At 40.5% G+C, this 23,728-nt stretch carries 20 protein-coding genes; 4 read left to right on the top strand and 16 right to left on the bottom strand.

Annotated elements, in window-relative coordinates:
• Nucleotides 1-442 precede the first annotated feature (442 nt).
• The gene (locus tag PR675_RS02165) at nt 443-1,579 is read left to right on the top strand and encodes an immunity 26/phosphotriesterase HocA family protein (RefSeq protein ID WP_258002920.1); all 1,137 of its coding nucleotides are present in this window, start codon (nt 443-445) and stop codon (nt 1,577-1,579) included.
• 34 nt (nt 1,580-1,613) lie between these two features.
• Here the strand turns inward: PR675_RS02165 and PR675_RS02160 are convergent, their stop codons facing one another.
• The 4 genes from PR675_RS02160 to PR675_RS02145 all read right to left on the bottom strand — a co-directional run bounded on the left by PR675_RS02160 (nt 1,614) and on the right by PR675_RS02145 (nt 7,123).
• Nucleotides 1,614-1,961 (bottom strand): YfiM family lipoprotein, encoded by a 348-nt coding sequence (locus PR675_RS02160; protein WP_060560644.1) that lies wholly within the window; start codon nt 1,959-1,961, stop codon nt 1,614-1,616.
• A 73-nt stretch (nt 1,962-2,034) separates the two neighbouring features.
• The gene (gene pssA, locus PR675_RS02155) at nt 2,035-3,390 is read right to left on the bottom strand and encodes a CDP-diacylglycerol--serine O-phosphatidyltransferase (RefSeq protein ID WP_004917572.1); all 1,356 of its coding nucleotides are present in this window, start codon (nt 3,388-3,390) and stop codon (nt 2,035-2,037) included.
• Between the two features lie 168 nt (nt 3,391-3,558).
• Complete coding sequence (locus PR675_RS02150) at nt 3,559-6,204, bottom strand: bifunctional acetate--CoA ligase family protein/GNAT family N-acetyltransferase (RefSeq protein ID WP_014657698.1); 2,646 nt, start codon at nt 6,202-6,204, stop codon at nt 3,559-3,561.
• Nucleotides 6,205-6,409: 205 nt separating this feature from the next.
• On the bottom strand, nt 6,410-7,123 hold the full coding sequence (locus PR675_RS02145; protein WP_060560645.1) for a tRNA-uridine aminocarboxypropyltransferase: 714 nt from the start codon (nt 7,121-7,123) through the stop codon (nt 6,410-6,412).
• A 180-nt stretch (nt 7,124-7,303) separates the two neighbouring features.
• On the opposite strand from PR675_RS02145, the gene PR675_RS02140 reads away from it, so the two are divergent.
• Together PR675_RS02140 and PR675_RS02135 are read left to right on the top strand one after the other, a co-directional pair.
• Nucleotides 7,304-8,347, top strand: a complete 1,044-nt coding sequence (locus PR675_RS02140) for a tRNA/rRNA methyltransferase (protein WP_060560646.1) — start codon at nt 7,304-7,306, stop codon at nt 8,345-8,347.
• A gap of 122 nt (nt 8,348-8,469) precedes the next feature.
• Nucleotides 8,470-9,006: a hypothetical protein gene (locus PR675_RS02135; protein WP_060560647.1), complete on the top strand. Its 537-nt coding sequence runs from the start codon at nt 8,470-8,472 to the stop codon at nt 9,004-9,006.
• Here PR675_RS02135 and PR675_RS02130 read toward each other — a convergent pair.
• From PR675_RS02130 to nrdH, 12 genes are all read right to left on the bottom strand, one after another.
• Complete coding sequence (locus PR675_RS02130) at nt 8,992-9,420, bottom strand: hypothetical protein (RefSeq protein WP_004917584.1); 429 nt, start codon at nt 9,418-9,420, stop codon at nt 8,992-8,994. The two genes, PR675_RS02135 and PR675_RS02130, sit on opposite strands and share 15 nt — an antisense overlap.
• A 90-nt stretch (nt 9,421-9,510) precedes the next feature.
• Nucleotides 9,511-11,046 (bottom strand): multidrug efflux MFS transporter permease subunit EmrB, encoded by a 1,536-nt coding sequence (gene emrB, locus PR675_RS02125; RefSeq protein ID WP_036943452.1) that lies wholly within the window; start codon nt 11,044-11,046, stop codon nt 9,511-9,513.
• Nucleotides 11,047-11,060: 14 nt separating this feature from the next.
• Nucleotides 11,061-12,242, bottom strand: a complete 1,182-nt coding sequence (gene emrA / locus PR675_RS02120) for a multidrug efflux MFS transporter periplasmic adaptor subunit EmrA (RefSeq protein WP_004917588.1) — start codon at nt 12,240-12,242, stop codon at nt 11,061-11,063.
• A gap of 218 nt (nt 12,243-12,460) precedes the next feature.
• Nucleotides 12,461-12,985, bottom strand: coding sequence for a transcriptional repressor MprA (mprA, locus tag PR675_RS02115; RefSeq protein WP_004917591.1), 525 nt, complete (start codon nt 12,983-12,985; stop codon nt 12,461-12,463).
• 656 nt (nt 12,986-13,641) lie between these two features.
• On the bottom strand, nt 13,642-14,841 hold the full coding sequence (locus PR675_RS02110; RefSeq protein WP_004917593.1) for an MFS transporter: 1,200 nt from the start codon (nt 14,839-14,841) through the stop codon (nt 13,642-13,644).
• A gap of 157 nt (nt 14,842-14,998) precedes the next feature.
• The gene (gene proX / locus PR675_RS02105) at nt 14,999-15,997 is read right to left on the bottom strand and encodes a glycine betaine/L-proline ABC transporter substrate-binding protein ProX (protein ID WP_053110342.1); all 999 of its coding nucleotides are present in this window, start codon (nt 15,995-15,997) and stop codon (nt 14,999-15,001) included.
• An 86-nt stretch (nt 15,998-16,083) separates the two neighbouring features.
• Complete coding sequence (proW, locus tag PR675_RS02100) at nt 16,084-17,262, bottom strand: glycine betaine/L-proline ABC transporter permease ProW (RefSeq protein WP_014657705.1); 1,179 nt, start codon at nt 17,260-17,262, stop codon at nt 16,084-16,086.
• On the bottom strand, nt 17,252-18,454 hold the full coding sequence (proV, locus tag PR675_RS02095) for a glycine betaine/L-proline ABC transporter ATP-binding protein ProV (protein WP_004917599.1): 1,203 nt from the start codon (nt 18,452-18,454) through the stop codon (nt 17,252-17,254). The genes proW and proV overlap by 11 nt, the downstream gene beginning before the upstream one ends.
• Nucleotides 18,455-19,180: 726 nt before the next feature.
• Nucleotides 19,181-20,152, bottom strand: coding sequence for a class 1b ribonucleoside-diphosphate reductase subunit beta (gene nrdF, locus PR675_RS02090; protein ID WP_004917602.1), 972 nt, complete (start codon nt 20,150-20,152; stop codon nt 19,181-19,183).
• Nucleotides 20,153-20,165: 13 nt separating this feature from the next.
• A complete protein-coding gene (gene nrdE / locus PR675_RS02085; protein ID WP_071599640.1) occupies nt 20,166-22,298 on the bottom strand; it encodes a class 1b ribonucleoside-diphosphate reductase subunit alpha in 2,133 nt (710 codons plus the stop codon).
• 10 nt (nt 22,299-22,308) lie between these two features.
• Nucleotides 22,309-22,722 (bottom strand): class Ib ribonucleoside-diphosphate reductase assembly flavoprotein NrdI, encoded by a 414-nt coding sequence (gene nrdI, locus PR675_RS02080; RefSeq protein ID WP_004917606.1) that lies wholly within the window; start codon nt 22,720-22,722, stop codon nt 22,309-22,311.
• Between the two features lie 9 nt (nt 22,723-22,731).
• On the bottom strand, nt 22,732-22,959 hold the full coding sequence (gene nrdH, locus PR675_RS02075; protein WP_004917608.1) for a glutaredoxin-like protein NrdH: 228 nt from the start codon (nt 22,957-22,959) through the stop codon (nt 22,732-22,734).
• A gap of 290 nt (nt 22,960-23,249) precedes the next feature.
• Between nrdH and PR675_RS02070 the strand changes: the two genes are divergently transcribed.
• On the top strand, nt 23,250-23,720 hold the full coding sequence (locus PR675_RS02070) for a methylated-DNA--[protein]-cysteine S-methyltransferase (protein ID WP_004917609.1): 471 nt from the start codon (nt 23,250-23,252) through the stop codon (nt 23,718-23,720).
• Nucleotides 23,721-23,728 lie beyond the last annotated feature (8 nt).

Genomic DNA, 23,728 nt, shown 5'->3' with positions numbered 1-23,728 from the left:
GATGGGTGGCTTTTTTGCGTTTGGAGCACGTCATACTGTAATCCTTTTACCTCCACTGTCACCACTAACCCCATTGATGGCTCTTTCTCACCAATCCTGTGCCAGCGAACTGCATATTGGTAGCAAATATATTGAGTAGAGATAAAGGAATGACTCACCATTAGACATTATTTTAATGTTTGATACCATTTTATATGGAATGACTGGTATTTATTTTTTATGGATAGCAATCTGTATCTAAATAACATAATGGTTTAGATCGCTTTATCATACAGAGTACTCGATATCAATTTTATCTACTTATAGGTAAATAACTAGCAAAAATAAAAAAACTTTCTGGTATTGATAGAGGGAATGGATGATGTTGATTACCTACATTTTAGGTATTTTTACAGTTCAAATATTCAGATTTATAGAGGTATAGGTTATGGGTAGTCAATACATGGAAAATATCATCCTCACCAATGATGAAAGAGAGCTTTTTGGCTTGGAATTGATATCCGCTAAATGGGATAGAGTTGAAATCAAAAAAGGGATGGTTGTTTATTTTGATGGTGATGCTATCTGTAAAATTATCTATAACTATGAGCATAGTGGTGAGGGTTTTATCAATACCCTATATATTGAAGAAGATAATTTGATTAAAACGAGAAATAGAGAGTTTGTTTTGCCTAGAACAGCAAAAGGCAAAGAGAAAAAATTAAATTATACATCGATTAATGGAATGAAAAGTACGGGTTGTCGTTTTAGTTTAACTTTAAGCACTTCAGGAATTGGTGCGACGTTAAATGTGACGAATAGCCAAAATAGCCTTCGTTTACCTATTCCATTTCCTCAGCAAATTGGAACTGTTGATGCGTTTCGCCAATGGTTAGCCACATTTGTGTCTTCAAGAGATGAACGTTATTTCTCTAAAGTGGAACGTATGAAAAATGCCCCACGAAAAAATGTTAAATATAAGAATGGCGATATTTTTTGTTATGAAATAGACCTAGAATATTATGGATTTGCTCTGATTATAGGTCAGATCACTAAGATAAAAAAAGCAGGCGTGCTGAAGCAAGAGCATATTTGGAATGATCTCATGACGGTTCCCTTAATTGTTCGAACGTATCAGTTCAAAAGCCAAGAAAAAAATATGCCTATTGAAGAAATTATACAGCACAGCTTATCGGATTCATTTTTCATGATGGATGACCATGTTATGAGAGGTGTATACGAGATTATTGGAAATAAACTTTTAACTGCCGATGATATTGATTTTCCCATTCAAGCGGGAAGATCACTATCTAATGACTCTTTTACTCGATTATGTTGGGGAGTTGGAATAAAAAGCCATCCAAATGAACACGCATCAATGCTACCTAGTGGTATTCAAGATATGGAATTGTTGAGACATGGTGTTAATTTTGGTGTCAGTTTTTCAGAAATAAAAACAGTAGAAAGTCGTAAAACACCGTTGGAAAAACTGGCTTTTGCTCATTTTGGTATATCTGAAGATATAACATTTGATGATTTTAATCGGCAATTCGGCGGTATGACTCGTGAAGAATACGCGCTATATGCGAATAAAAAGTAGGGAGCAAATAAATTTGCTAAATCATTACTGGTTCTTATTTTAAACTTTGATATAAACTATACCCAGCAACGGCTCCAGCGACATCATAAGCAAAGTCATGCCAGCTCCATCCCGTACCATTAGGTCGACTGTCATACAGCTCTTTTGCCGCTCCTAGGGTAATGGAAAATAAAACGCCAAATTGCGCAGCATCTCGATGTTGCCAATTTTGCCTATCAGCATAAGCATTGCCGGCCATCGCCATTGCGGCTGAAAAAGCAAAATGCTGTGCCTTATCCTTACCTTGCCAATTATCATTTGCCCAGTGAGCCCCTGAACAGCCTGTTATCGTAAAAATTAAGCCAACAAGTAAATAAGATAATAATGTTTTTAGCAGATTCATTTGTTTATCAACGGGTCTAATATAAAAAGCACCACTGTCGTGGCGCTTTTTATAGATACAAGATACGGATAAATTACAAAATACGACTGATTAAGCGGTCTACTCTAATTCGTCTTAAGCGGCGAATGAGTTTTTTCACTTTGATTGGATAGGTTTGGATACTATCTAATTCACGATAATGACTCACAATTTTTGTATGAGTGCGAATACAGTCAAGTTCATGCTGACGCTGCTCTTGCATCTCTTGATTTGGGTCGTGAATTAAAACCGCATTTTCAAGATCCAATCCCCACGCTCGTGGGTTAAGATTATTGCCTGTAATAAGTTGCCATTGGCTATCAACCCACATCCCTTTTAAGTGATAAGTATTATCACCATCTTTCCACAGACGAATTGTTAATTGCTTACTATCAACAAATTTTTGTAAGCGGCTAACAAACCGCCGTAGATTAATCTCATAGAGGTACGGCAAAGCCCCAATAATTTTAAATGGCTCTTCAGGGGGAATATAGAAATCATTAGCAGTTTTATCACCAATAATAATTTCCACCTGCTTACCTTCACGTAATAGTCGGCTAATAATCCTAACTAATACGGCTGGAAGATTGAAATAAGGGGTACAGATTGTGAGTTTATTTTGTGTTGAACTCATTAGATGGGTAATTGTTCGGTTTAGGTCATTTTTTTTGCCTAAACCAACTAGAGGCGTGACGGCTAATTCACCATTAGTTGCATTACCCTTAAATTGATATGAGCTTCCTCTAAGTGAAAGACGGAATTGTTTGATGATATTTTTGAATTCGGCGGTTTTGGGTCTGTTTGCCTTATTCAATAGCTGAATCGCATCCGATTTTAGTAAGGCATCATCAATATAAGTCTTCATTGATGTCGTTAATGCCTTATTTTTGATCAGCTGATACCGGTCGTAGCGATATCTTTCATGGCGCTGTAGATAGACATCATTAATACTAGCGCCACTGTACAATAAAGTATCATCAAAGATAAAACCTTTTAGATGCAAGACACCTAAGGCTTCCCGTGTATTCACAGGAATACCATAAATAGGGATATCAATGTCCGGGTATTGTTGCGAAACATCATAGTACCAGTCTGCATTCGTTGAATTAGCGGCTGCACCAATTCTTCCTCGTTGCGCACGGTGCCAATCAACAAGTATTTTAATCTCTAATGATGGATTCGCTTGCTTAGCGGCATACAGTGCATGAAGAATATCTTTACCTGCATCATCTTGCTCTAAATATAACGCAGTGATGTAGATGCAATGTTGAGCAATAGATATTTGTTCAAGTAGAGCATCACGAAAATCTTCTGTCTTATATAGCGTTTTAACATCAGCAATAGACTGAGCCAGTTTAGGTAAACTCGCTAAATATTGTTGATGTTTTGCTTGTTTTAATTTTGACAACATCACAGTGTAAATTTTCTCTTAATTAGTCTAATAGCAAATCGCTTGTATAAATATACTCTCAGGTATTGGTAAGCGAATGATCTGTCGATGATAGCATACTTAGCCAAACCATTTAGAATAAATTAAAAACCTGTTTAATTGTTGTACAGGTTTATTTAGGCTATCGGGTTATAAATGTAATGTTAAGTTTACAACCCCATCTTCAAATTGAACGTCAATCTCGAAACCTAACTTTTTCGCTAGGCTGATCATATTACGGTTTTCGGGCATCGTGATTGCTGTCAATTTTTTTATACCATGTGAACGGGTATAGCTCAGTAATTTAGTCATTAATTGATAGCCAAGAGTTAGCCCTTTCATATCCGATCTGACGAGAACCGCAAATTCTGCCTCTTGGTTATCAGGATCTGCCATTGCGCGAGTCACCCCTATAATTTCAGGGTTTGAATCAGGATCCCTAACAGCCACGAATGCCATTTCGCGGTCATAATCAATTTGCGTCATATTGGCGAGATCATCATGCGTAAACTCACTGATTTCACTAAAATAACGATAATAAAGATCCTCTTTAGTCACTTGCTCAATAAATGATTTTAATAGTGGTTCATCTTCCGGCAATATTGGTCTTAGCAAACAAGTGAGATCATCTTTGAGTGAGATAGTTTCTTCTAGTTCGCTTGGATAAGGGCGGATCGCTAACCTTGATTTTTGGTTCTCTTGCTCTGGAATTAATGTCATTGAGACATCAAGTAAAGTGAATTCATCTCCAGAGGCGAGTAACGGATGAATATCTAGTCGTGCAATATTTGGGCAATCAATAATTAGGTTTGAAACCCTCACCAGCAAACTCGCCAGCCCTGGGATATTGAGTGGTGCCAGTGCACTGCGCGCTTTGATTTTATAGCCTTTAATGGCTTGAATAACTAGGTATCGCGCTAGGGCCAAATTCAATGGTGGTAAAGCGACCGCAGCTTGGCTCTCTTGTTGCCATTCAATACCGCCTTCCCCTAGCATAATTAATGGGCCGAAGACGGGATCAAGTTCAACGGCAATACGCAACTCTTGGGCGCCAGCACGGTTCGCCATACTTTGCACCAGTAAACCTTCGATACGTGCATTGGGGAAATTGGTGGATACACGCTCCATAATGGCTTTAGCAGCATCTCCCACTTCTTTAGCATTACGTAAGTAGAGCATTACCCCTTGTACTTCTGATTTATGCACAATATCTGGTGAACGTAACTTTAATGCGACGGGGTAGCCAATTTTCTCTGCAATTTCAATTGCCTCATCACTAGAATGAGCTATCCAAGTTGGTAGGCTGTTTAAACCATAAGCCTGTAAAATAGGCTGAACTTCATGTGTGTCTAAGTGTAAGTTGTTATTTTGTAGAGCCTGTTGAATATATTCATGTGCTTGCTGAGTGTTGGCTGTGATACCAATTGGGAGCGCTGGCGTTTCTTTTAACTGTTTTTGGTTGCGTCGGTACTCGACCATATGCATGTATGCGGTTATCGCGCCTTCAGGTGTACGATATGTTGGTATCCCTGCTTCACTAAAGAGCCGACGTGAGGTTTGTGATGAGTATTCGCCACACCAGTTAGTTAGTATGGTTAACCACTTACCTCTTGGATGCTGCTTAATGGTTTTGATGACTTTTTCTGCCATTGTCTTGCTTTCTGTTATGGCACTAGGTGTATAGATCAATAACAGTGCATCATGGTCATGGCTATCGAGCATTTTGTTCAATACGTTAATATAGCGATCAACGGTGGCATCATCACCTAGGTCGATAGGATTTTGGGTTGAGAGGTCAAGGGGAAGGAGTGAACTAAGTTCATTTTCTGTTTCTTGACTTAAGGTAGCGAGCTTACCGTTTCGTTGCAGTAGCTCATCTAAAGCCATCGCCGCAGGGGCGGCGCCATTACTAATGATAGATAGGCGCTCCCCTCGTAGAGGCGTCATATAGCTTAGGGTTTCAACCGCAGAAAACATTTCATGAGTATCTTGTACTCGAAGCAGCCCTGCACGCTGGATGGCAGCATCGTATGCCGCATCAAGACTTGGTTTTTCACCGAGTAGTTGTTGAGCTTTTCGGGTACGACCGCTTTTTATTACTAGAATTGGCTTATTCCGTGATGCGCTACGTGAGGCGGAAAGAAAACGACGTGCATCGCTAATATTTTCAAGATAGAGCAAAATAGCACTCGTTTTACTGTCGCGAGCCAGATAATCCAGTAAATCATCAATATCGATATCAATGCTATCACCCAAGGCGATAAAGTAAGAAAAGCCAATATCTCGGTGACGCGCCCAATCCAGTACGGTATTAGAAACGGCAGCGGATTGAGAGATAAAGGCTAATTTCCCTTTTAGGATTGGGATCGGTGAAAAACTCGCATTAAGCCCTTGCCATGGAGCCAGTATACCGAGGCTATTTGGACCGAGTAGCCTTATTTGATATTGTTGGGCGATTTTCTTGAGTTCAGCGAATTGAATTGAAGGAGATGATAAAATAATAACCACATTACAGCCATATTCACCGAGCTGTTTTAAACATTCAGGGTTTTTCGAATGGTGAGTACAGATGACCGCAAGATCTGGTTTTAAAGGCAATTTATCGATGGATGGGTAAGCTAGCACGCCAAGAATAGAGCTTCGGTTAGGGTTGACAGGGAGAATAGGCCCCTTAAAACCATTAGTTAATAAGTTTTTCATCATTACCGAACCTGCACGATTCGGATTTTCAGAAGCACCAATCACAGCGATCGATTTTGGTCTAAATAACGATTCTAACTGACTCAGTAAACCCATGGCAGATAACCTTTTGCTTTAGTGAGCGAAAACACCGTTCAAAGAATATTGAGAAGCCAAGTAATACTATGCCGTATCTGATAATTAGTGCTAGTTTATCCTGTTTATTTAATGGAATTATCTAATGATGTTCACGTTTTAAACTGCTAACTATCCTAAAGTTGCATGACGTTCATCTTTGTAGATAAACAATCGCTTATTTTTTCTACTCACTTTGAGTTAGCTGCTTTTCTGCTTGGCGCATTTGTGCGAGTGGATGATGCGGCTTGCCTTCCAAGTATTTGTCTCTAAATAGGTTAAAATGGTTGAAGAGCTGTTTAGAAGCGGAAGTATCTCCTGCTAGCTCAAGGAGTGTTGCTGCAACTTCTGCTGTGCAGTGTTGATCCTCTTTTGAAGGGGTACGCAATAAATAATCTGTTCGTGCTTTTGTATTGATTGATAATACAGGGATCTGGTCAAGATAAGGGCTTTTACGGAACATTTTGCGTGCTTCTGGCCATGTACCGTCTAATAAAATAAATAATGCAGGTTTATCTGAAACGGTTGGCTGGTTGACTACCGTTCTTCCACTTTGAGCATAACTTTCAGGGAAAATAATATAAGGCTGCCGTGTTGGGTCTTGAATCGCAGCAAGGAGTTGTGGGTCTGGATCGGTTCTTGACCACTGGAAAGCCAGCGTATTCGGTAAAATATCTGCGATCAGTTTCCCTGTATTACTTGGTTTAAAGACCTCTCCCTCATACATGATTAAACAGAATTGGCTCTTAGCGTGGATCGGAACAATTTCTTGGCACAGGCATTGTGGAACGGGAAGTAGGCAATAATGACAGCGTTTAACGCGACACCCTCGTGCTTTAAAGGGTTTCGTTGAGGCGGTCAGGCGTTCTTGGCGTAATGTATAAACGGCATTTTTAGTCATGTTGGGCGCAGCTTTTGATATTGTACGGTTTTGATAAAACAAAGCGCGTATTGTACGTAAATCCGTTAAATGACGATAGAAGTATATTCGGCATCTTTTAGATGCAATAATAGCGTGAATCAGTGGCGTAGCTCGGCAACATCATGTAACCTTCGCGCCATAGCTTTGTAGGGGATAGCAATGAACGACTCGAATGATTTTAATGGTAAGAATGGTAAAGTAAAAGTGATGTATGTCCGTAGCGAAAGCCAAGATGATGGTCATAGCAAAGGCAAGCGTCAACAAGATAATAAGCGCACGAATGATAGAAGAGGTGGCGGCGGACGTCGCAATGAGCGTTCAGGTCGTTTTGATGATAGAAAAAGCCAACCACCTCGTGAGCACTCCGCTTGGCGCACCGTATCGAAGCCAAATAGTGATGAGTTAATCCATGATCATGGTGGGATTGCCGGTAAAAGCCAGATTGACCCTGAGCAATTGCGTAAACAGCGTTTAGAAGAAACGCGTATTTATGGTGAAAATGCGTGTCAGGCGATGTTTAAAAATCGCCCAGAAGCGATTGTTCGTGCATGGTTCCTACAATCAGTCACACCACGTTTTCGTGATGCGCTAAAGTGGATGGCTGCTAACCGTAAAGCATACCATGTGGTTGATGATGAAGAATTAACGAAAGCATCTGGAACAGAGCACCACGGCGGCGTCTGTTTTCTGATTAAAAAACGCGGTGGTATGAGTGTGGAAACTTATCTGCAACAAGCACCCGCAACAGATTGTGTTTTGGCGTTAGAAGATGTCGGTAATCCACATAACTTAGGTGGCATCATGCGTAGTTGTGCGCACTTTGGCGTGCAAGGTGTGATTTTACAAGATGCAGGCGTTGTGGAGTCTGGTGCTGCGATTCGAACGGCTGAAGGTGGCGCTGAACATATCAAAGCGATTGATGCTGATGGTCTGAGTAACACGTTAAGCCAATTCCGCCAAGCTGGTTATACGATTGTAACGACATCAAGCCATAAAGGTAGCCAAGATATTTCGAAGGCTAAGTTGCCTGCAAAAATGGTGTTAGTCTTAGGCCAAGAGCGTGATGGCTTGAGCGACAGCGTATGGAACGAGGGGGATATGAGCCTGTATATTGGTGGTACAGGTAAAGTTGAGAGCCTCAATGTTTCCGTTGCGACGGGGATTATGTTGGCACAATGGTGGCAACAGAATAAAGCTAACTAGTTATTTTAATTAATAAATAAAACTGCATATGAAAGGTGAAATTATCGCCAATTAATATGCAGTTTTTTTATTATTAGGCTCTAAGCAATGTGCGTACAACATTATTTGATGGAGAGATAGGAATGAAAATTCCGTCGTACTTAACCCATGATTTCCGCTTAATACAGGGTAACGGAGAATTGACCGAAGTTTATTTTGGCTCACAATCGACAGAGGATACGTTTGAAATTTGGTTCACGGGTGAGGTGGTTTCTGTCGATGAGGAAGCACAGCCTTATATCATGGAAACTGATAGTCATCCCCTAACAATAATTGCTAAACACTCTGTATCAGGTCAAACATTCTTGCTGTTTGATGGCACAATTCATGGGTATGATGCGATGTTTTGTGATCAACCTTATGATGAGCCTCTTGAGCAGTTATCACCAATAAAATATGACTTTCCCCCAGCGATTTTGAAGCTCTCCTTTTTTTATAATATTGATTATGAAGATGAAAAAGAGAGCTATGAGTTTGATGCAATGGGAAATGTTATGCTATTGAATGGGCTAAGTATGCCATGGGAGCAAGTCAAATGTGACGGTTTTGATGCCTTTGCACTTTCTGTGATTGATACGCAAGGTATAGAGCATGAAATTGTGAATTTAGAACTCGCTTAATAATTCAGTGAGATAATTTAGTTCACGGTCTAAAAACTCTTCTTTAGGGTAATTGCAGGAAAATGCTTCCAATATATGATTGATAAAAGATTTGATATCTAAACGCGTGAGAGGCGTGGGCTTGCTGATAATTTTATAAGCAGCTGAAATCTCATTTAAACTTAGACAATATTCATAGTAGCCTACCTGAATGGCGTCGCTAATTTGTTGGGGTAAAGTAGTAAAATCGAGATCATCTTCTTCAAGTTTTAGCTGCATATAAGTGAAAACATCTTCAAGAATATCAAAGGAATGTTCTTCTTGATAGCGATTAACATAGGTAATAAGTTTACGGCGATATTGCTCTGCTTCTCCTTCGCTGATTGAGTTAATTAGGGCAAGTAACTCGCTATTTTCAATCCATGATTTCAACATTTTTTTCCTCGTTATAGTGTATAAATACTGTCATGTTGGTGAATAAAATAAGGTCTCATATTGAATCTATGAGACCTTATTAATTAGAGTTTAGTGTGCTCCGCCACCTTTAGAGCCTGCGCCAAAAGGTGGTTTGGCGAACCAAACAATGACCATGAGCAAAATAAAGATCCCAGCAGATAACCAGAAAATTTCATTTGCAGATAAGATCAGCCCTTGGTCGGTAATGGTTTTCGCTAAATAGGCGGCACTTTGCTGCTCATTCATACCAATTTGGGCTAATTCACTGTACATATGTTGAGAATTTGGATTGTACGGGTTAATAAACTCCGTCAGATTCTCATGGTGCATCGCTTCGCGTTGTGTCCACATTGTGGTAGTAATGGATGTACCAATCGCACCCGCTAATGTCCGTGTGAAGTTAGATAAACTTGATGCTGAGGCCATTTTTTCAGGAGGAAGCCCTGATAAAGTAATGGTCGTCAATGGCATAAAGAAACAGGCAATCGCTAGCCCCTGCACAAATTGTGGCCATGCCGCGGCGGCAAATCCCATATCCGGCTCAAATGTATAAGCACGCCAATAGTAACAAACAGCATAAACAATAAAGCTAAAGGTTACGATATAACGCATATCAATGCGATTACCGAAACGTCCAATAATTGGTGTGATCAACAAGGGCAATAAGCCTACTGGGGCGGAAGCAAGACCCGCCCAGGTTGCTGTATAACCATAAACTTCCTGTAGGAGTTGGGGAAGTAGTACGATTGTTCCGAAGTAGAGCATATATGCAAGACTAAGCGATAAACAACCGATGGTGAAGTTGCGCTCCTTAAATAACGAAAGATCAATGACAGGGTGATCGTCAGTGAGTTCCCAAACAATTAAGAACGATATCGCAACAACAGCAATGACGGTCAGCACAATAATTTCAGTGGAATTAAACCAATCTAGCTCTTTCCCTTGGTCTAGCATGATTTGCAGGGCACCAATACCGATAACTAGCAGTACTAGCCCTATAGTATCAATGGGTTGAATAGAAATTTTGGTTTCACGTCCTTTTAGTGTCTGCATAATGGCAAAGATAATTGCGATACTAAATGGAACGTTGATAAAGAATATCCAACCCCAATGATAATTATCACTGATGTAGCCACCCAATATTGGCCCACAAATTGGCGCGATAACGATGGTCATTGACCAAAGCGCCAAGGCCATATTCCGTTTGGCAGGGGGGTAGTTATTGAGCAATAAACTTTGGGATAGGGGAATTAATGGCCCCGCAACCAGCCCTTGTAACACACGGAATAAAATCAGCATTTCAAGGCTGCCAGAGATACCACATAACCATGAAGTTAGTGCAAATAGGCCTGTCGACCATAAAAATAGCCTAACTTCACCAATCCTGCGGGCTAACCATCCAGTAATAGGAATTGAAATCGCATTTGCCACACCAAAAGAGGTAATTACCCACGTTCCCTGCGAGTTAGAGGCACCAAGATTACCTGCAATCGTTGGAATGGCAACGTTAGCAATTGTTGAATCAAGTACTTGCATAAATGTGGCCAATGACAGAGCAATGGTCATCCACGCGAGTTTTGATCCTGTTAACGGTGTATTTGTCACAATTACACCTCGGATTATTTGTTGCCTGAGTTATTGTTAATAATCTCAGTAACTATTTTGTCTGCAGGAGACATATCTATGGCAAGTGCAGAGGTGTGATATGCAGGCGCTTCACGCATACCTTTTGATAGCACTTTGCCATCTTTATTAAGCGTGTCTACCGTCACTTCTGTCGATAAGCCAATACGTAATGGATATTGCTCCAATTGGGCCGGGTCTAATACGATACGGACGGGTAAACGTTGAACTACTTTGATCCAATTCCCTGTAGCGTTTTGAGCAGGCAGTAATGAAAATGCGCTACCTGTTCCCATATCTAACCCTGCTACGGTGCCATTGAAGACAATATTTTTACCATAAAAATCAGTCGTTACTTTAACTGGCTGTCCAATGCGCATATCGGCAAGTTGGGTTTCTTTGAAATTGGCATCAATCCACATACCTTCAGAAGGAACGATAGCCATCAACGGTGTTGAAGTCGTAATTTGTGAGCCGACTTGTACGCTACGGCGTGAGACATAACCATCCACAGGGCTGACAATTTTAGTTCTCTGCAATGCTAACCATGTGTTCCTAACTTCTGTTGCGGCAGCTTCGACAGCCGGCTGTTTTTCGAGGGGAGTATCTAGAATGATCGCTTTGTTTGCATTGAGTTGCTCAATAGCCACTTCGAGCGCTGCTTTAGCGCTGACAACGGCTTCGCGAGCGTGTTGCAGTTCTTCTTTCCCGATTAGGTTACTGCTGCCAAGGACTTCACGGCGTTTTAAATCGTTTTGTAGACTAATTAGCTCAGAGCGCTTCATATCAATATTCGCTTGATATTGGCGGCTATTCACTATCTGCTGGTGGGTTTGACGAACGCTGTTTGCTAAAGTGGTTTTGGCTTTTTCTAATGCAAGTTGAGCATCTCGAGGGTCAAGCTCTACTAATACTGTACCGCTTTTGACGAAATCGGTGTTATCGACATTCACCGTCATAACACTGCCAGAAATTTGAGATTGAATTTGAACTTGGTTACCTGCAACGTAAGCGTTATCAGTCGTTTCATAATGGCGTAAAACAAGGAACCAGTATATTGCCCAGCCAACGCCAATAGCAATAAAAAGGAATGTGAGAAACATTAAAGCATTTCTGCGTTTTCTTTTTTTATTTGGTTGTGGATTTTGGGTTGGTTGCATTTCCTCATGGGCACTCATTGGGTGTTTCTCCGCTCATCGGCATTTTAGATCACGAATGTTCCCAGCAGTTAACATTAACCACTGGAAACTAAGACAACAATTGAAATATTTGCTTGATGGGATATCGTAAGCACAAGTTAGAAAGGATAACGAAATCTTTCAGACAGAAAAGTCTTTTTTCGCCTTTTTGCTTATAAATGCCTCAAATACATTACCCACAAAAATACAATGGTTAATTATTTACTATAATCTTTAACAGTATCTAGCTTTATTAGCAACTTACGCATCAACTTATTCAGTTGTTGTTGTTCTTCAGCATCTAATACTGACCAAATATCTTTTAAGGCTGCATGCTGAGGAGGCAATAACCCTGCTAAAAATTCAGAGCCTTTTTCAGTTAGGTGAAGATGCAAACAACGACGGTCATTGTGACTTTCTTTACGTTCAATCCAACCATTTTTTTCCAGTTCATCGGCAATACGGGTTGCATTAGTGCGTGAGGACCCCAAAGCAGCGCTTAGCTCAGAAGGTTGAATACTGCGGGAATCTTTTGTATCTAGGATCATTAACGCCATAAACAGTGTTTCATTAATCCCTTGAGCTTTGAGCATATTATTACGAGACTCAAGGAGCTTGCCATGAACATGCATACAAAGGCGTGTTAGGAGGATCTCCTGATAGGGAATGGGATTGCTGTGTGAACTTTGCTGTGCGACGCGAGCATTAAGTAACTCTTCAGTCGGAGTAAATGAACTTTCCATTATTTAGATACCTTATTAGTTTCAGTTGGTAAGATTACAACTGTCATCAACCATCTAAATGGTATATCAAAAGCTAAAATTAGCAATTGTAGTTAATTGATACCATCAAATTTATTTTGATAATGATACATAATTCATAAATTTTATGAATGTAATTTGCTAAATTTAGTATAGCTTAATTATACTCTTCTGCCTTTTAAATTATTTACGTATAATAAAATCATCATTTTGCTTTATTTTTCATCATGATAATAACCGAGTAAAACAAAATAAAATCACGTAATTATACTGCTGCACTCTCCTTAGTGTCATGATTTCATGACATTTGTAAACCTTTCCTCTGTTACTTAGTATTGTTAGGTGACAACTAACATATTGATTACAATAACTACAAGAAATAGTAATTTATATAAATTACATTATAACTTTATAGAAAGGTATATTTTTTGTTTAACTGTGTCATTTGATGATTTTTGCCTATGTAATTATTGCAAAATAAAATCATTGGCAAAAATTTGTGATTATAAAGAGAGAACGCGGAGAATGAGATATTAAGTATAAATTAAGTATTTTTACCGATGCATTATATTTTCTGATAGATTTATGGCAGGGTTTATAAAGAGTGCCTAAAAAAAGACACTCCTTGCGAGTATATTTTATTCATCGGATGGGTATATGGTGGGGTCAAAGCGAATACCTATTGCCCAAATAATCAAACTGATCACACATAATATGCCGCCAGCGATGGCAACGCCTTCCCAACCTGCTTTTTCGTAAGCATAGCCAGATAATAAAGAGCCAAGTGCACCACCAATAAAATAGCTCGTCATATAGCCTGCGGTAATACGATTACGCGCATCAGGTAAAATACGGTATAGAGTACTTTGGTTAGTGACATGGACAGCTTGAATAGCCAGGTCAAGTATTAAGACGCCAATAATAAAAGCAATCAGTGAATCCTTTGCAAATCCAATTGGGATCCATGACAGAAGCAATAAAATTAAGCCGATGGTTGTCACTCGTTTTCCTTTACCTTTATCGACGAGATGACCAGCTTGGGAAGCCATGAATGCTCCGGCAGCACCAACTAAGCCAAAAAGGCCGATAGTTCCTTCTGAAAAACTAAAAGGTGGGCTGGCAAGTAGAAAAGCCATGGCAGTCCAAAGTAATGCGAAATTGGCGAAGGATAGGGCGCCCAATAGCGCACGAACGGCCAACACAGGGGTTCCAAAAAAGAGTCGACCTATTGAAAACAGCAACTGGAAGTAATTTAGGTTTGCTTTTTGATGATAACGAGGCAGTTTAATCGCAAGCACAATAATTAAGATAATAAGTAGGGCAAAAGCGACCCAATAAATGGTTCGCCATCCTCCTACCATAGCGACGGCGCCGGAAATTGTTCTAGCGAGTAAGATCCCTAATAGCAATCCACTCATGATGATACCGACAGATTTCCCTCTTTGATGAGGTTTTGCCAGCGAGGCTGCCATTGGGATGAGCACTTGAGCAACAACTGAAAATAGCCCTGTGAGTGCCGTTCCAACAAGAATTTGCCAGATATTATTTGAGAGCGCGGTGATAAGTAAGCCGATAGCTGACAAGGATGTCATTGTTAATATCAGGCCTTTACGCTCAAAGATATCACCTAGGGGAACTAAAAAAAGTAGACCTACTGCATAGCCTAATTGGGCGACAGTCACAATAAATCCCGCCATATTTGTGGTCAGGTTAAATTGAGTGGCGATAGTGTCTAGAAGGGGTTGCGCGTAGTAGTTACTAGCAACGACGAGGCCTGTTGCGATGGCCATTAATATGACTAAACCCGGAGTGAGTTCTGCTTGTGGTGCCTTATTCATTCAATATCTACTCATCATTCATAAGGCCTCTACTATAAAACAATTTTGAGTTATGAATGGGAACATTTTATCTATTAATAAAATATTTCTATAAGTTGGGAAGCGTGCAAAAAAGCCACCTAAAAAGGCGGCTTAGAAGACTCATCACTGGCAGATATTATTTTTCAGCAGCTTTGCGTGCTTGCTCTACCCAACCATCAAAAGTGGATTGATGGGCTTTGATCCACGCATCGGTGTGACGGCGAATATCCGATTGCGAAGCTTCTCCATTATGCATTCTCAAGTTTTGAGCGTTGATATCTGCAATAGGGAGTTTCATGATCTCGAATAACTTAGCTGCCGCAGGGTTCTTTTCGGCCCATTTTTTATTGGCGACGATATGCATTGTGTTTGGTGGGAAGCCGTAATTTTTACCGTTCGGTAATGCGGTGTCGGTTTTGTCACCATTTGGCATTGATGAGAACGGTACTTCTAACCAAACCACATCACGACCTGGTTTGAGCACATCACTGATCCAGTAAGGCGTCCATGTGTAGTACAGGATAGGTTTACCTTCTTTGTAACGAGTGATGGTGTCTGCCATCATAGCGGCGTAGTTGCCTTGATTGTGCTCAACGGTTTTTTCTAAACCATAAGCTTTTAGATGGTTGTTAATCGCCGCTTCACAGCCCCAGCCTGGGTTACAACCCGTTAGGTCTGCTTTACCATTACCATCGGTATCGAATAATTTGGCTATTTTTGGATCTTTTAGCTGATCAATATTGGTGATTTTGTATTTTTCGGCGGTTTTCTTATCGATGAGATAACCTTGTGCCGCATTCACGACATAATCACCTTGGCGGTAAAAGACCTTATCACCCCCTGCCGCGTTATATTGTGCATCATGTAATGGCACCCAGCTTACCGCCAAATAGGTTGCATCCCCATTGGCAATGGAAGCATAAGCCACATTGTAGTCGACCTCTTTAATCGGCTCGACTTCATAACCGAGTTTCTCAAGGGCTTTTGCCACTAACAGCGTTTGGAACGTCTCTTCGCTGATGGTACTTTGTACCGGGGTGATTTTTACCCCTTTGCCGGGAAGATCTTCTGCATGAGCAAATGGAACGGCAAGTAAGGCTGTCAGGGCAGTTGCCAATATCATTGGTTTTTTCATTATTGATACCTCTGTTTGTCGTTTTGGCTTGCCTTGGCAAGCGAAGAGCCGATTGTCGGCTCTATCGTGAATAGAAGAGCAAAAACTTAATGTGATTTTCGGCTAAATGGGCGCGTGATAAGGCCGATGGGGCCTTGTTGATACCAGCGAGTTGAGGCTTTACTACGCGAATTTTTGCCAAGTGACTGCGTTAATCGGTCAAGCACAATCGCGAGGATAACAATGCCCACACCACCGACGGACGCGAGTCCCATATCGAGACGACCGATACCACGTAATACCATTTGACCTAAGCCACCGACGGCAATCATAGAGGCGATAACGACCATGGAAAGTGCTAACATCAAGGTTTGGTTAACACCAGCCATAATGGTTGGCATCGCCAAAGGCAGTTGGACTTTAAAGAGTAGCTGACGAGGGCTGGCGCCGAAGGATTCTGCTGCTTCAATCAAGTCTGCGGGAACTTGTTTGATACCTAAAATAGTCAAACGGATAATAGGTGGTAGCGCAAAGATGATGGTGACGACAACACCGGGCACATTACCAATACCAAAAAGCATAACAATCGGTACTAAATATACGAATGCTGGTGTTGTTTGCATCGCATCAAGGATCGGCCTAACAATGCTGGCGGCTTTATCACTACGGGCTAGCCATATGCCGAGTGGTAAGCCAATAATTAAGCAAAAGAGTAACGAGGTTAGCACCAGAGAGAGTGTTACCATCGCTTCTGACCAAGCCCCGATAGCACCAATCACAATCATCGACACAAATGTTGCAATGCCCATGACACGGCCTGCCAGTTGCCATGCTATCAACGCAAATAAAATAATCGCAATCGGTGACGGTAGTGAGGTTAAAAGCTGCTCAAAGCCGCTAAGGATAAAATCAATAGGAATACGGATCCCCTGAAAAACAGGACGGAAATGCAACACGATCCAATCAATAGCCTGAGTGACCCAAGAGTCAAGTGGGATCAGAGTATGTTGAAAAGGATCCATAATATCAAAATGTTCTGTATTTATTCCCTCAGTGGGAGCCGCATCCAGCCAATCGCTTCCGCCGGTATCTGACGGTGTTGAAGTATCTGCTGTACTTCCCCACGGATCACTCTCTGTTGATGTTTGGCTTTCAGAACTTGTTGACCAAGGGTCGCTGCCTGAAGTGGTATCCGTCGCATTATTTTGTTGCGATGTCTCATCTGCTTGGGTTTCTGCCCACGGATCCTGATAGTCAGCTTTACGCTCATTCGTGTTATTGCTCATTAGAAGTCTCCTTATCCAGCGCCTGTAGTAGCATTCCCTTCGATATCACACCAAGATAGCGATTTTTTTCATTAATAACGGGAACGGCGCAGGGAGCTTGTGCAACGGTTGAGATGACCTCATTGAGTGGGGTTTCTCCCTGAATTGGTTCTATGCTAGAAATCACCGCTGATTCAATGCCTTGGTTGTTTTGTAGCGCTTTTTCGAGTGATTCAACAGATACGACACCTGCAAATGTGTGTCCTCGAGAGATGAGATAACCATAGTATCGGTCATCATCATTAAGCACTTTCAATGCGGAACGTGGGCCAAAACCAGGCGCAATATGCAATAGGGCATCGGCTCTTCGTCGCGCAATATCTTTGGCACTAAAGACCTGACTAATATCAACACCACGGAAGAAGGTTTTGACGTAATCATTCGCGGGATTATTGAGTATCTCATCGGGAGTGCCTATTTGCACAACGACACCACCTTGCATGATGGCAATTCGGTCTCCTATGCGCATGGCTTCATCAAGGTCGTGGGAGATAAACACAATGGTGCGTTGTTTATCACCTTGAAGAGAGAGCAACTCATCTTGCATTTCGGTTCGGATCAAGGGATCTAACGCAGAAAAGGCTTCATCCATTAACAAGATATCGGGATCATTTGCCAAGGCTCGTGCAAGACCAATACGCTGCCTCATACCGCCGGATAATTCATCAGGATAAGAGTAAGCCCATTTTTCAAGGTTAACTTGTCGAAGGGCATCCATTGCTTTTTGATGACGTTGCTCTTTTGAGATCCCCGAGAGTTCCATACCAAAAGCGGTGTTATCGAGAACATTCATATGGGGCATGAGCGCAAAGGATTGGAACACCATACTGATTTTTGTGCGTCTGACCTGACGTAGCGCTTTTTCTGAAATATTCGAGATATCTTCACCATCAATCAGCACTTGTCCGCTGGTGGGTTCAATTAGGCGATTGAGAAGCCGTACCAATGTTGATTTCCCAGATCCCGAAAGCCCCATCACAACAAAGATTTCACCCTCATTAATGGCTAAATTTGCATCTTGAACACCAACCGTTTGGCCTGTTTTTTCAAAGATATCATCTTTGCTCATTCCTGATTCTAAAAGTTTGAAGGCTTGATCAGGGTGTTCCCCAAAAATTTTATATAAATTTTTAACTTCTAATTTTATTGGCATACAGTAATTACCCATTTTTCAATTAATAAATTGTTCAAAGCACTTATCGAATGAAACTGGTCTTTTTATCAATTGGCCAAAAACTCGATTATCAGCTTTAGACTATTGGTTGAAAATATTTAGGGTAGATATTCCTATTTCGCTTAAGGTGAATTTAATAATTATGATTTGAATTCAACGGCTCCACTTAAAATTATTAGAAAAATAAACAAGCAATATAACCTAGCATAATAAATTGAGCTGACAACCCTTGGTTAAGGAGTATTAATCAAAAAAATAGCGAGTAAAAATAGAATACAAATTAGGAAAGTGTTGTTTTTATGGGATTCAACATTAAGGTGATTTATTTTCAAAATAAATAGGTTAACGTTTTGTTGTATATGCATTTATTTTACTATTGTGCATTTGAAAACTAACCATAACAAATTAAAAAGAATAGAGATTATAACGGTTAGGTCAATTAGCAAATAAAATTGAAAATAATTTCAATATAAGGCCTTATTGATTAGTTATATTAATTAATTTTTAAGCGAAAATACTTAGTCTTAAAAATTATTGCCTGATATGCATATTAAAAATGAATTATTTAACAGTAAAACATGTAAATCTCGAGTTGTCATGATGGTTTTTTATACTAAAAGATATCCCGCTAAATAAAGTTATTATTATTCAGCGGGATATGCTTATTTAGGATGTTTAAAACAATCGGTTAACTAAATTGATTGATTAAAAATCCCAATCATCATCTTCGGTGCTTACTGCTTTGCCAATGACATATGAAGATCCTGAACCCGAAAAGAAGTCATGATTCTCATTTGCATCCGGTGAAAGTGCCGATAATATTGCTGGGCTAACATCAGTAACTACATCGGGAAATAGGGCTTCATAACCTAAATTCATTAATGCCTTATTGGCATTATAATGAAGGAACTTTTTAACATCCTCTGTCCAACCAACAGTGTCATATAATTCTTGTGTATAATTCACTTCATTTTCATATAAATCAAAAAGTAAACTGAAAGTAAAATCTTTAATTTCCTTCTGTGTTTTTTCATCATATTTTAATAAGGATTTCTGAAATTTATAACCAATATAATAGCCGTGAATTGCCTCATCACGAATAATTAAACGAATGAGGTCAGCAGTATTGGTTAACTTGCCTCGACTGGACCAATACATAGGTAAATAGAATCCCGAATAAAATAAAAATGATTCTAAAAAAACACTTGCGACTTTTTTCTTTAATGGATGTGAATCACAGTAATAAGACATAATGATTTTTGCCTTATTTTGTAGCGCAGAATTTTCTTCACTCCAACGATAAGCATCATCAACATCGCTAGTTGAGCAAAGCGTTGAAAATATAGAACTATAAGAGCGAGCGTGTACTGCTTCCATAAAACTGATATTTGATAATACCGCTTCTTCATGTGGTGTAAGGGCATCGGACATGAGGCTCGGTGCGCCAACGGTATTTTGAATTGTGTCGAGCAGCGTTAACCCAGTAAAGACTCGGATAGTTAACTGCTGCTCGGCAGCCGTTAATGTATTCCATGAAGAGATATCGTTTGATAGAGGTATTTTCTCTGGTAACCAAAAGTTGGTGGTTAAGCGGTTCCAGACCTCCAAATCTTTATCATCTTCGATTCGATTCCAGTTGATCGCTTTAACTGGTGCAGATGAAATGTGCGTTGTCATACTGATTTTCCTTTTAAAGCGTACATGAAACACAACCGTCAATTTCTGTGCCTTCTAGGGCGGTTTGGCGAAGCCTAATGTAATACAAGGTTTTTATACCTTTACGCCACGCGTAGATCTGAGCGCGGTTGATATCGCGAGTTGTTGCATCGTCTTTGAAGAACAAGGTTAGAGATAGCCCTTGGTCGACATGTTGTGTGGCAACGGCATAGGTATCGATGATTTTTTCAGGGCCAATTTGATAAGCATCTTGATAATATTCAAGGTTATCATTATTCATAAATGGGGCAGGGTAGTAGACGCGACCTATTTTCCCCTCTTTACGGATCTCTATTCGGGCAACTATCGGGTGAATACTCGATGTTGAGTTATTGATATAAGATATTGAACCAGTAGGCGGAATTGCCTGTAAGTTTTGGTTATAAATACCGTGCTCCATCACTGATTGTTTCAATGATAGCCAATCCGCCTGAGTTGGAATTTCGATGCCCGAACGTCGGAATAATTCCTGAACGGTTTGTGTTTTTGGTAGCCAGCTTTGGTTGATATATTTATCAAAATAACGACCATTGGCATACTCAGAATGCTCGAAACCTTTAAAAGTGGCTTTGCGTTCAATTGCCAATTGATTTGAAGTTTTTAAAGCATGATAAGTGATGGTATAAAAATAGATATTAGTGAAATCAAGCGCTTCTTCTGAACCATAGTGGATACGCTCTCTTGCAAGATAGCCATGTAAGTTCATTTGCCCAAGCCCAATGGCGTGGGATTGATGGTTACCTTGTTCGATAGAAGGCACTGAGCGAATATGGCTCATATCGGAGACCGCCGTTAGCGCTCTGATCGCAATGGCAACGGATTGGGCAAAATCGGGAGCATCCATCATTTTGGCTATATTCATGGAGCCTAAGTTACAACTGATATCTTTCCCGACTTCGCGGTAACTTAAATCGTCTTCATAGAAGCTAGGGCGATTAACTTGCAGAATTTCTGAGCACAAGTTACTCATATTAATGCGTCCCGCTATTGGGTTCGCACGATTCGCCGTATCTTCAAATAAAATATAAGGATAACCAGACTCAAATTGGATTTCGGCGAGGGTTTGGAAGAATTCGCGTGCGTTGATTTTGTATTTTTTTATGGCCTTATTATTGACCATCTCATGATATTTTTCAGTCACGCTGATTTCTGACATGGGAACGCCATATTCACGTTCAATATCATAAGGTGAAAACAGATACATCTCTTTGTTTTCTTTCGCCAATTGGAAAGTAATATCAGGGATCACTACACCAAGTGATAATGTTTTAATGCGAATTTTTTCATCGGCATTTTCCCGCTTAGTATCCAGAAAACGCATGATGTCAGGGTGATGAGCATGCAGATAGACAGCGCCTGCACCTTGTCGCGCCCCTAATTGATTTGCGTAGGAAAAGGCATCCTCTAACATTTTCATGACCGGAACGACGCCAGAGGATTGGTTTTCGATCAGCTTGATCGGCGCGCCTTGTTCCCGCAGGTTGGTCATCAGAAAAGCAACACCACCACCACGTTTTGATAGCTGTAGGGCTGAATTGACGGAACGACCAATTGATTCCATGTTGTCTTCAATACGCAGTAAGAAGCAGGAAACCAGCTCTCCGCGTTGTTTTTTCCCACAGTTAAGGAAAGTAGGGGTGGCCGGTTGAAAGCGTCCACTGATAATTTCGTCGACTAAATAGCTAGCAAGTGCTTGATTACCTTGAGCGAGTGTTAGCGCGACCATGCAAACACGATCTTCATAGCGTTCAAGGTAACGTTTGCCATCAAAGGTTTTTAAGGTGTAGCTGGTGTAGTATTTGAATGCACCTAAAAAAGTTTGAAAACGGAATTTATGTGCATAGGCTTGCTTAAAAAGCTTCTTGATAAAGGCAAAATCATATTGCTCAATGACTTGTGGTTCATAATAATTTTCGTTAACTAAGAAATCGAGCTTCTCTTTTAAGTCATGAAAAAAGACAGTATTTTGATTTACATGTTGGCGAAAATAGTGGTGAGCCGCTTCTTTATCTTTCTCAAACTGGATCTCGCCCGCACTGTTGTACAAATTCAACATGGCATTAAGTGCATGATAATCAACAGTGGTCTTGTTTTTGGTGTTTTCCATTGAATTAGCTCTAATTATGTCTTTGTTGCCAAAAGGCATTTAGTCCATCACGGACACGTTGCACATCGCGCTCCGTGCCTAATAATTCAAATCGATATAAGTAGGGAACTTGGCACTTTGTGGCGATGATATCGCCCGCAATCGCATAAGCTTCGCCAAAATTAGTGTTACCAGCGGCAATAACCCCACGAATTAATCGTCGATTTGATTCAATATTCAAAAAACGGATCACTTCTTTCGGAACTGCACCTCGGCTGCCACCTCCCCCATAGGTCGGAAGGAGCAGGACAAATGGTGTGGTGGCAATGATGCTGCTTTGTTGTTCACCGATAGGCAAACGTGTTGCTGGCAGCCCAACCTTTTCAACAAAACGATGACAGTTGCCAGAACGGCTCGAAAAATAGATGAGTGATTCCGTTTGCATAATCCGCTCCTAAGCTGAAAGGCGGCTGATCATATCAGGGCGAAAGCCGGACCAATGTTCATGATCAGCAACGACAACAGGAACTTGCTGGTAACCCAATTTGCGAACAAACTGTAGAGCTTCATCATCTTGAGTGAGGTCGATGACCTGATATGGAATGCTTTTACGTTCTAGGGCTTGGTAAGTGGCATGACATTGAACGCAGTCGGGTTTACTGTAAATCGTAATAATGGCCATATTAAGTACCTTTAGGTGTACTGAATACTATCAGTAGTGTGATGATTGGTATTTAAAGACTATATATAGATCTAATTTTTTTCAATCACACAATATATAGTGGTATGGAAATATTGAATGATAATTATTCTAATTAATGGCTAGGTAGTTATTTATATTGGAAAATTAAATTTTGAGGATTTGAATAGTTCTGTTATCAAGTCTGAGAAAAAATATTATTGCCAAGTAGAAATAATACAGTTTATAACTGTATATACGATCAGATAATCGCACTCTCTTAAGGGGATATTATGTATTGTCAATATTTGGCTGCACCGGAAAAATTTCCTAAACCGTGGGTACAAATCACGGCGGATGACGAGGGGGTAACCAGTATCTATTTTGTTGAGCAAAAGAGTTATCCAGAACAGAAAAATACGCATTCTGAGTTGTGTGTTAAACAACTGACAGAATATTTTAACCATCAACGTAAAGAATTCACGGTAAAGTTAAATCCACAAGGCACTGAATTTCAAAAGAAAGTATGGGGGCACCTTTGTAGTATTCCTTTTGGTGAGCGTTGGAGCTATAAGGATCTGGCTTTAAAACTCGGTTCTGTGAATTATTGCCGCGCGGTGGGGATGGCAAACTCACGTAATCCGATTTCGTTGATTGTTCCTTGCCATCGCGTATTAGGTCATGACGGCAAGCTGGTCGGCTATACCGGAGGGTTAGATATCAAGGATTGGTTATTAGCGCATGAAAAGGAATATGCTAATTAGTTCAGTGA

Source organism: Providencia sp. PROV261, assembly GCF_028477945.1.
GTDB lineage: Bacteria > Pseudomonadota > Gammaproteobacteria > Enterobacterales > Enterobacteriaceae > Providencia > Providencia stuartii.
The sequence above is the reverse complement of the archived record's forward strand: the minus strand, read 5'-3'. Positions and strand labels throughout refer to the sequence as shown.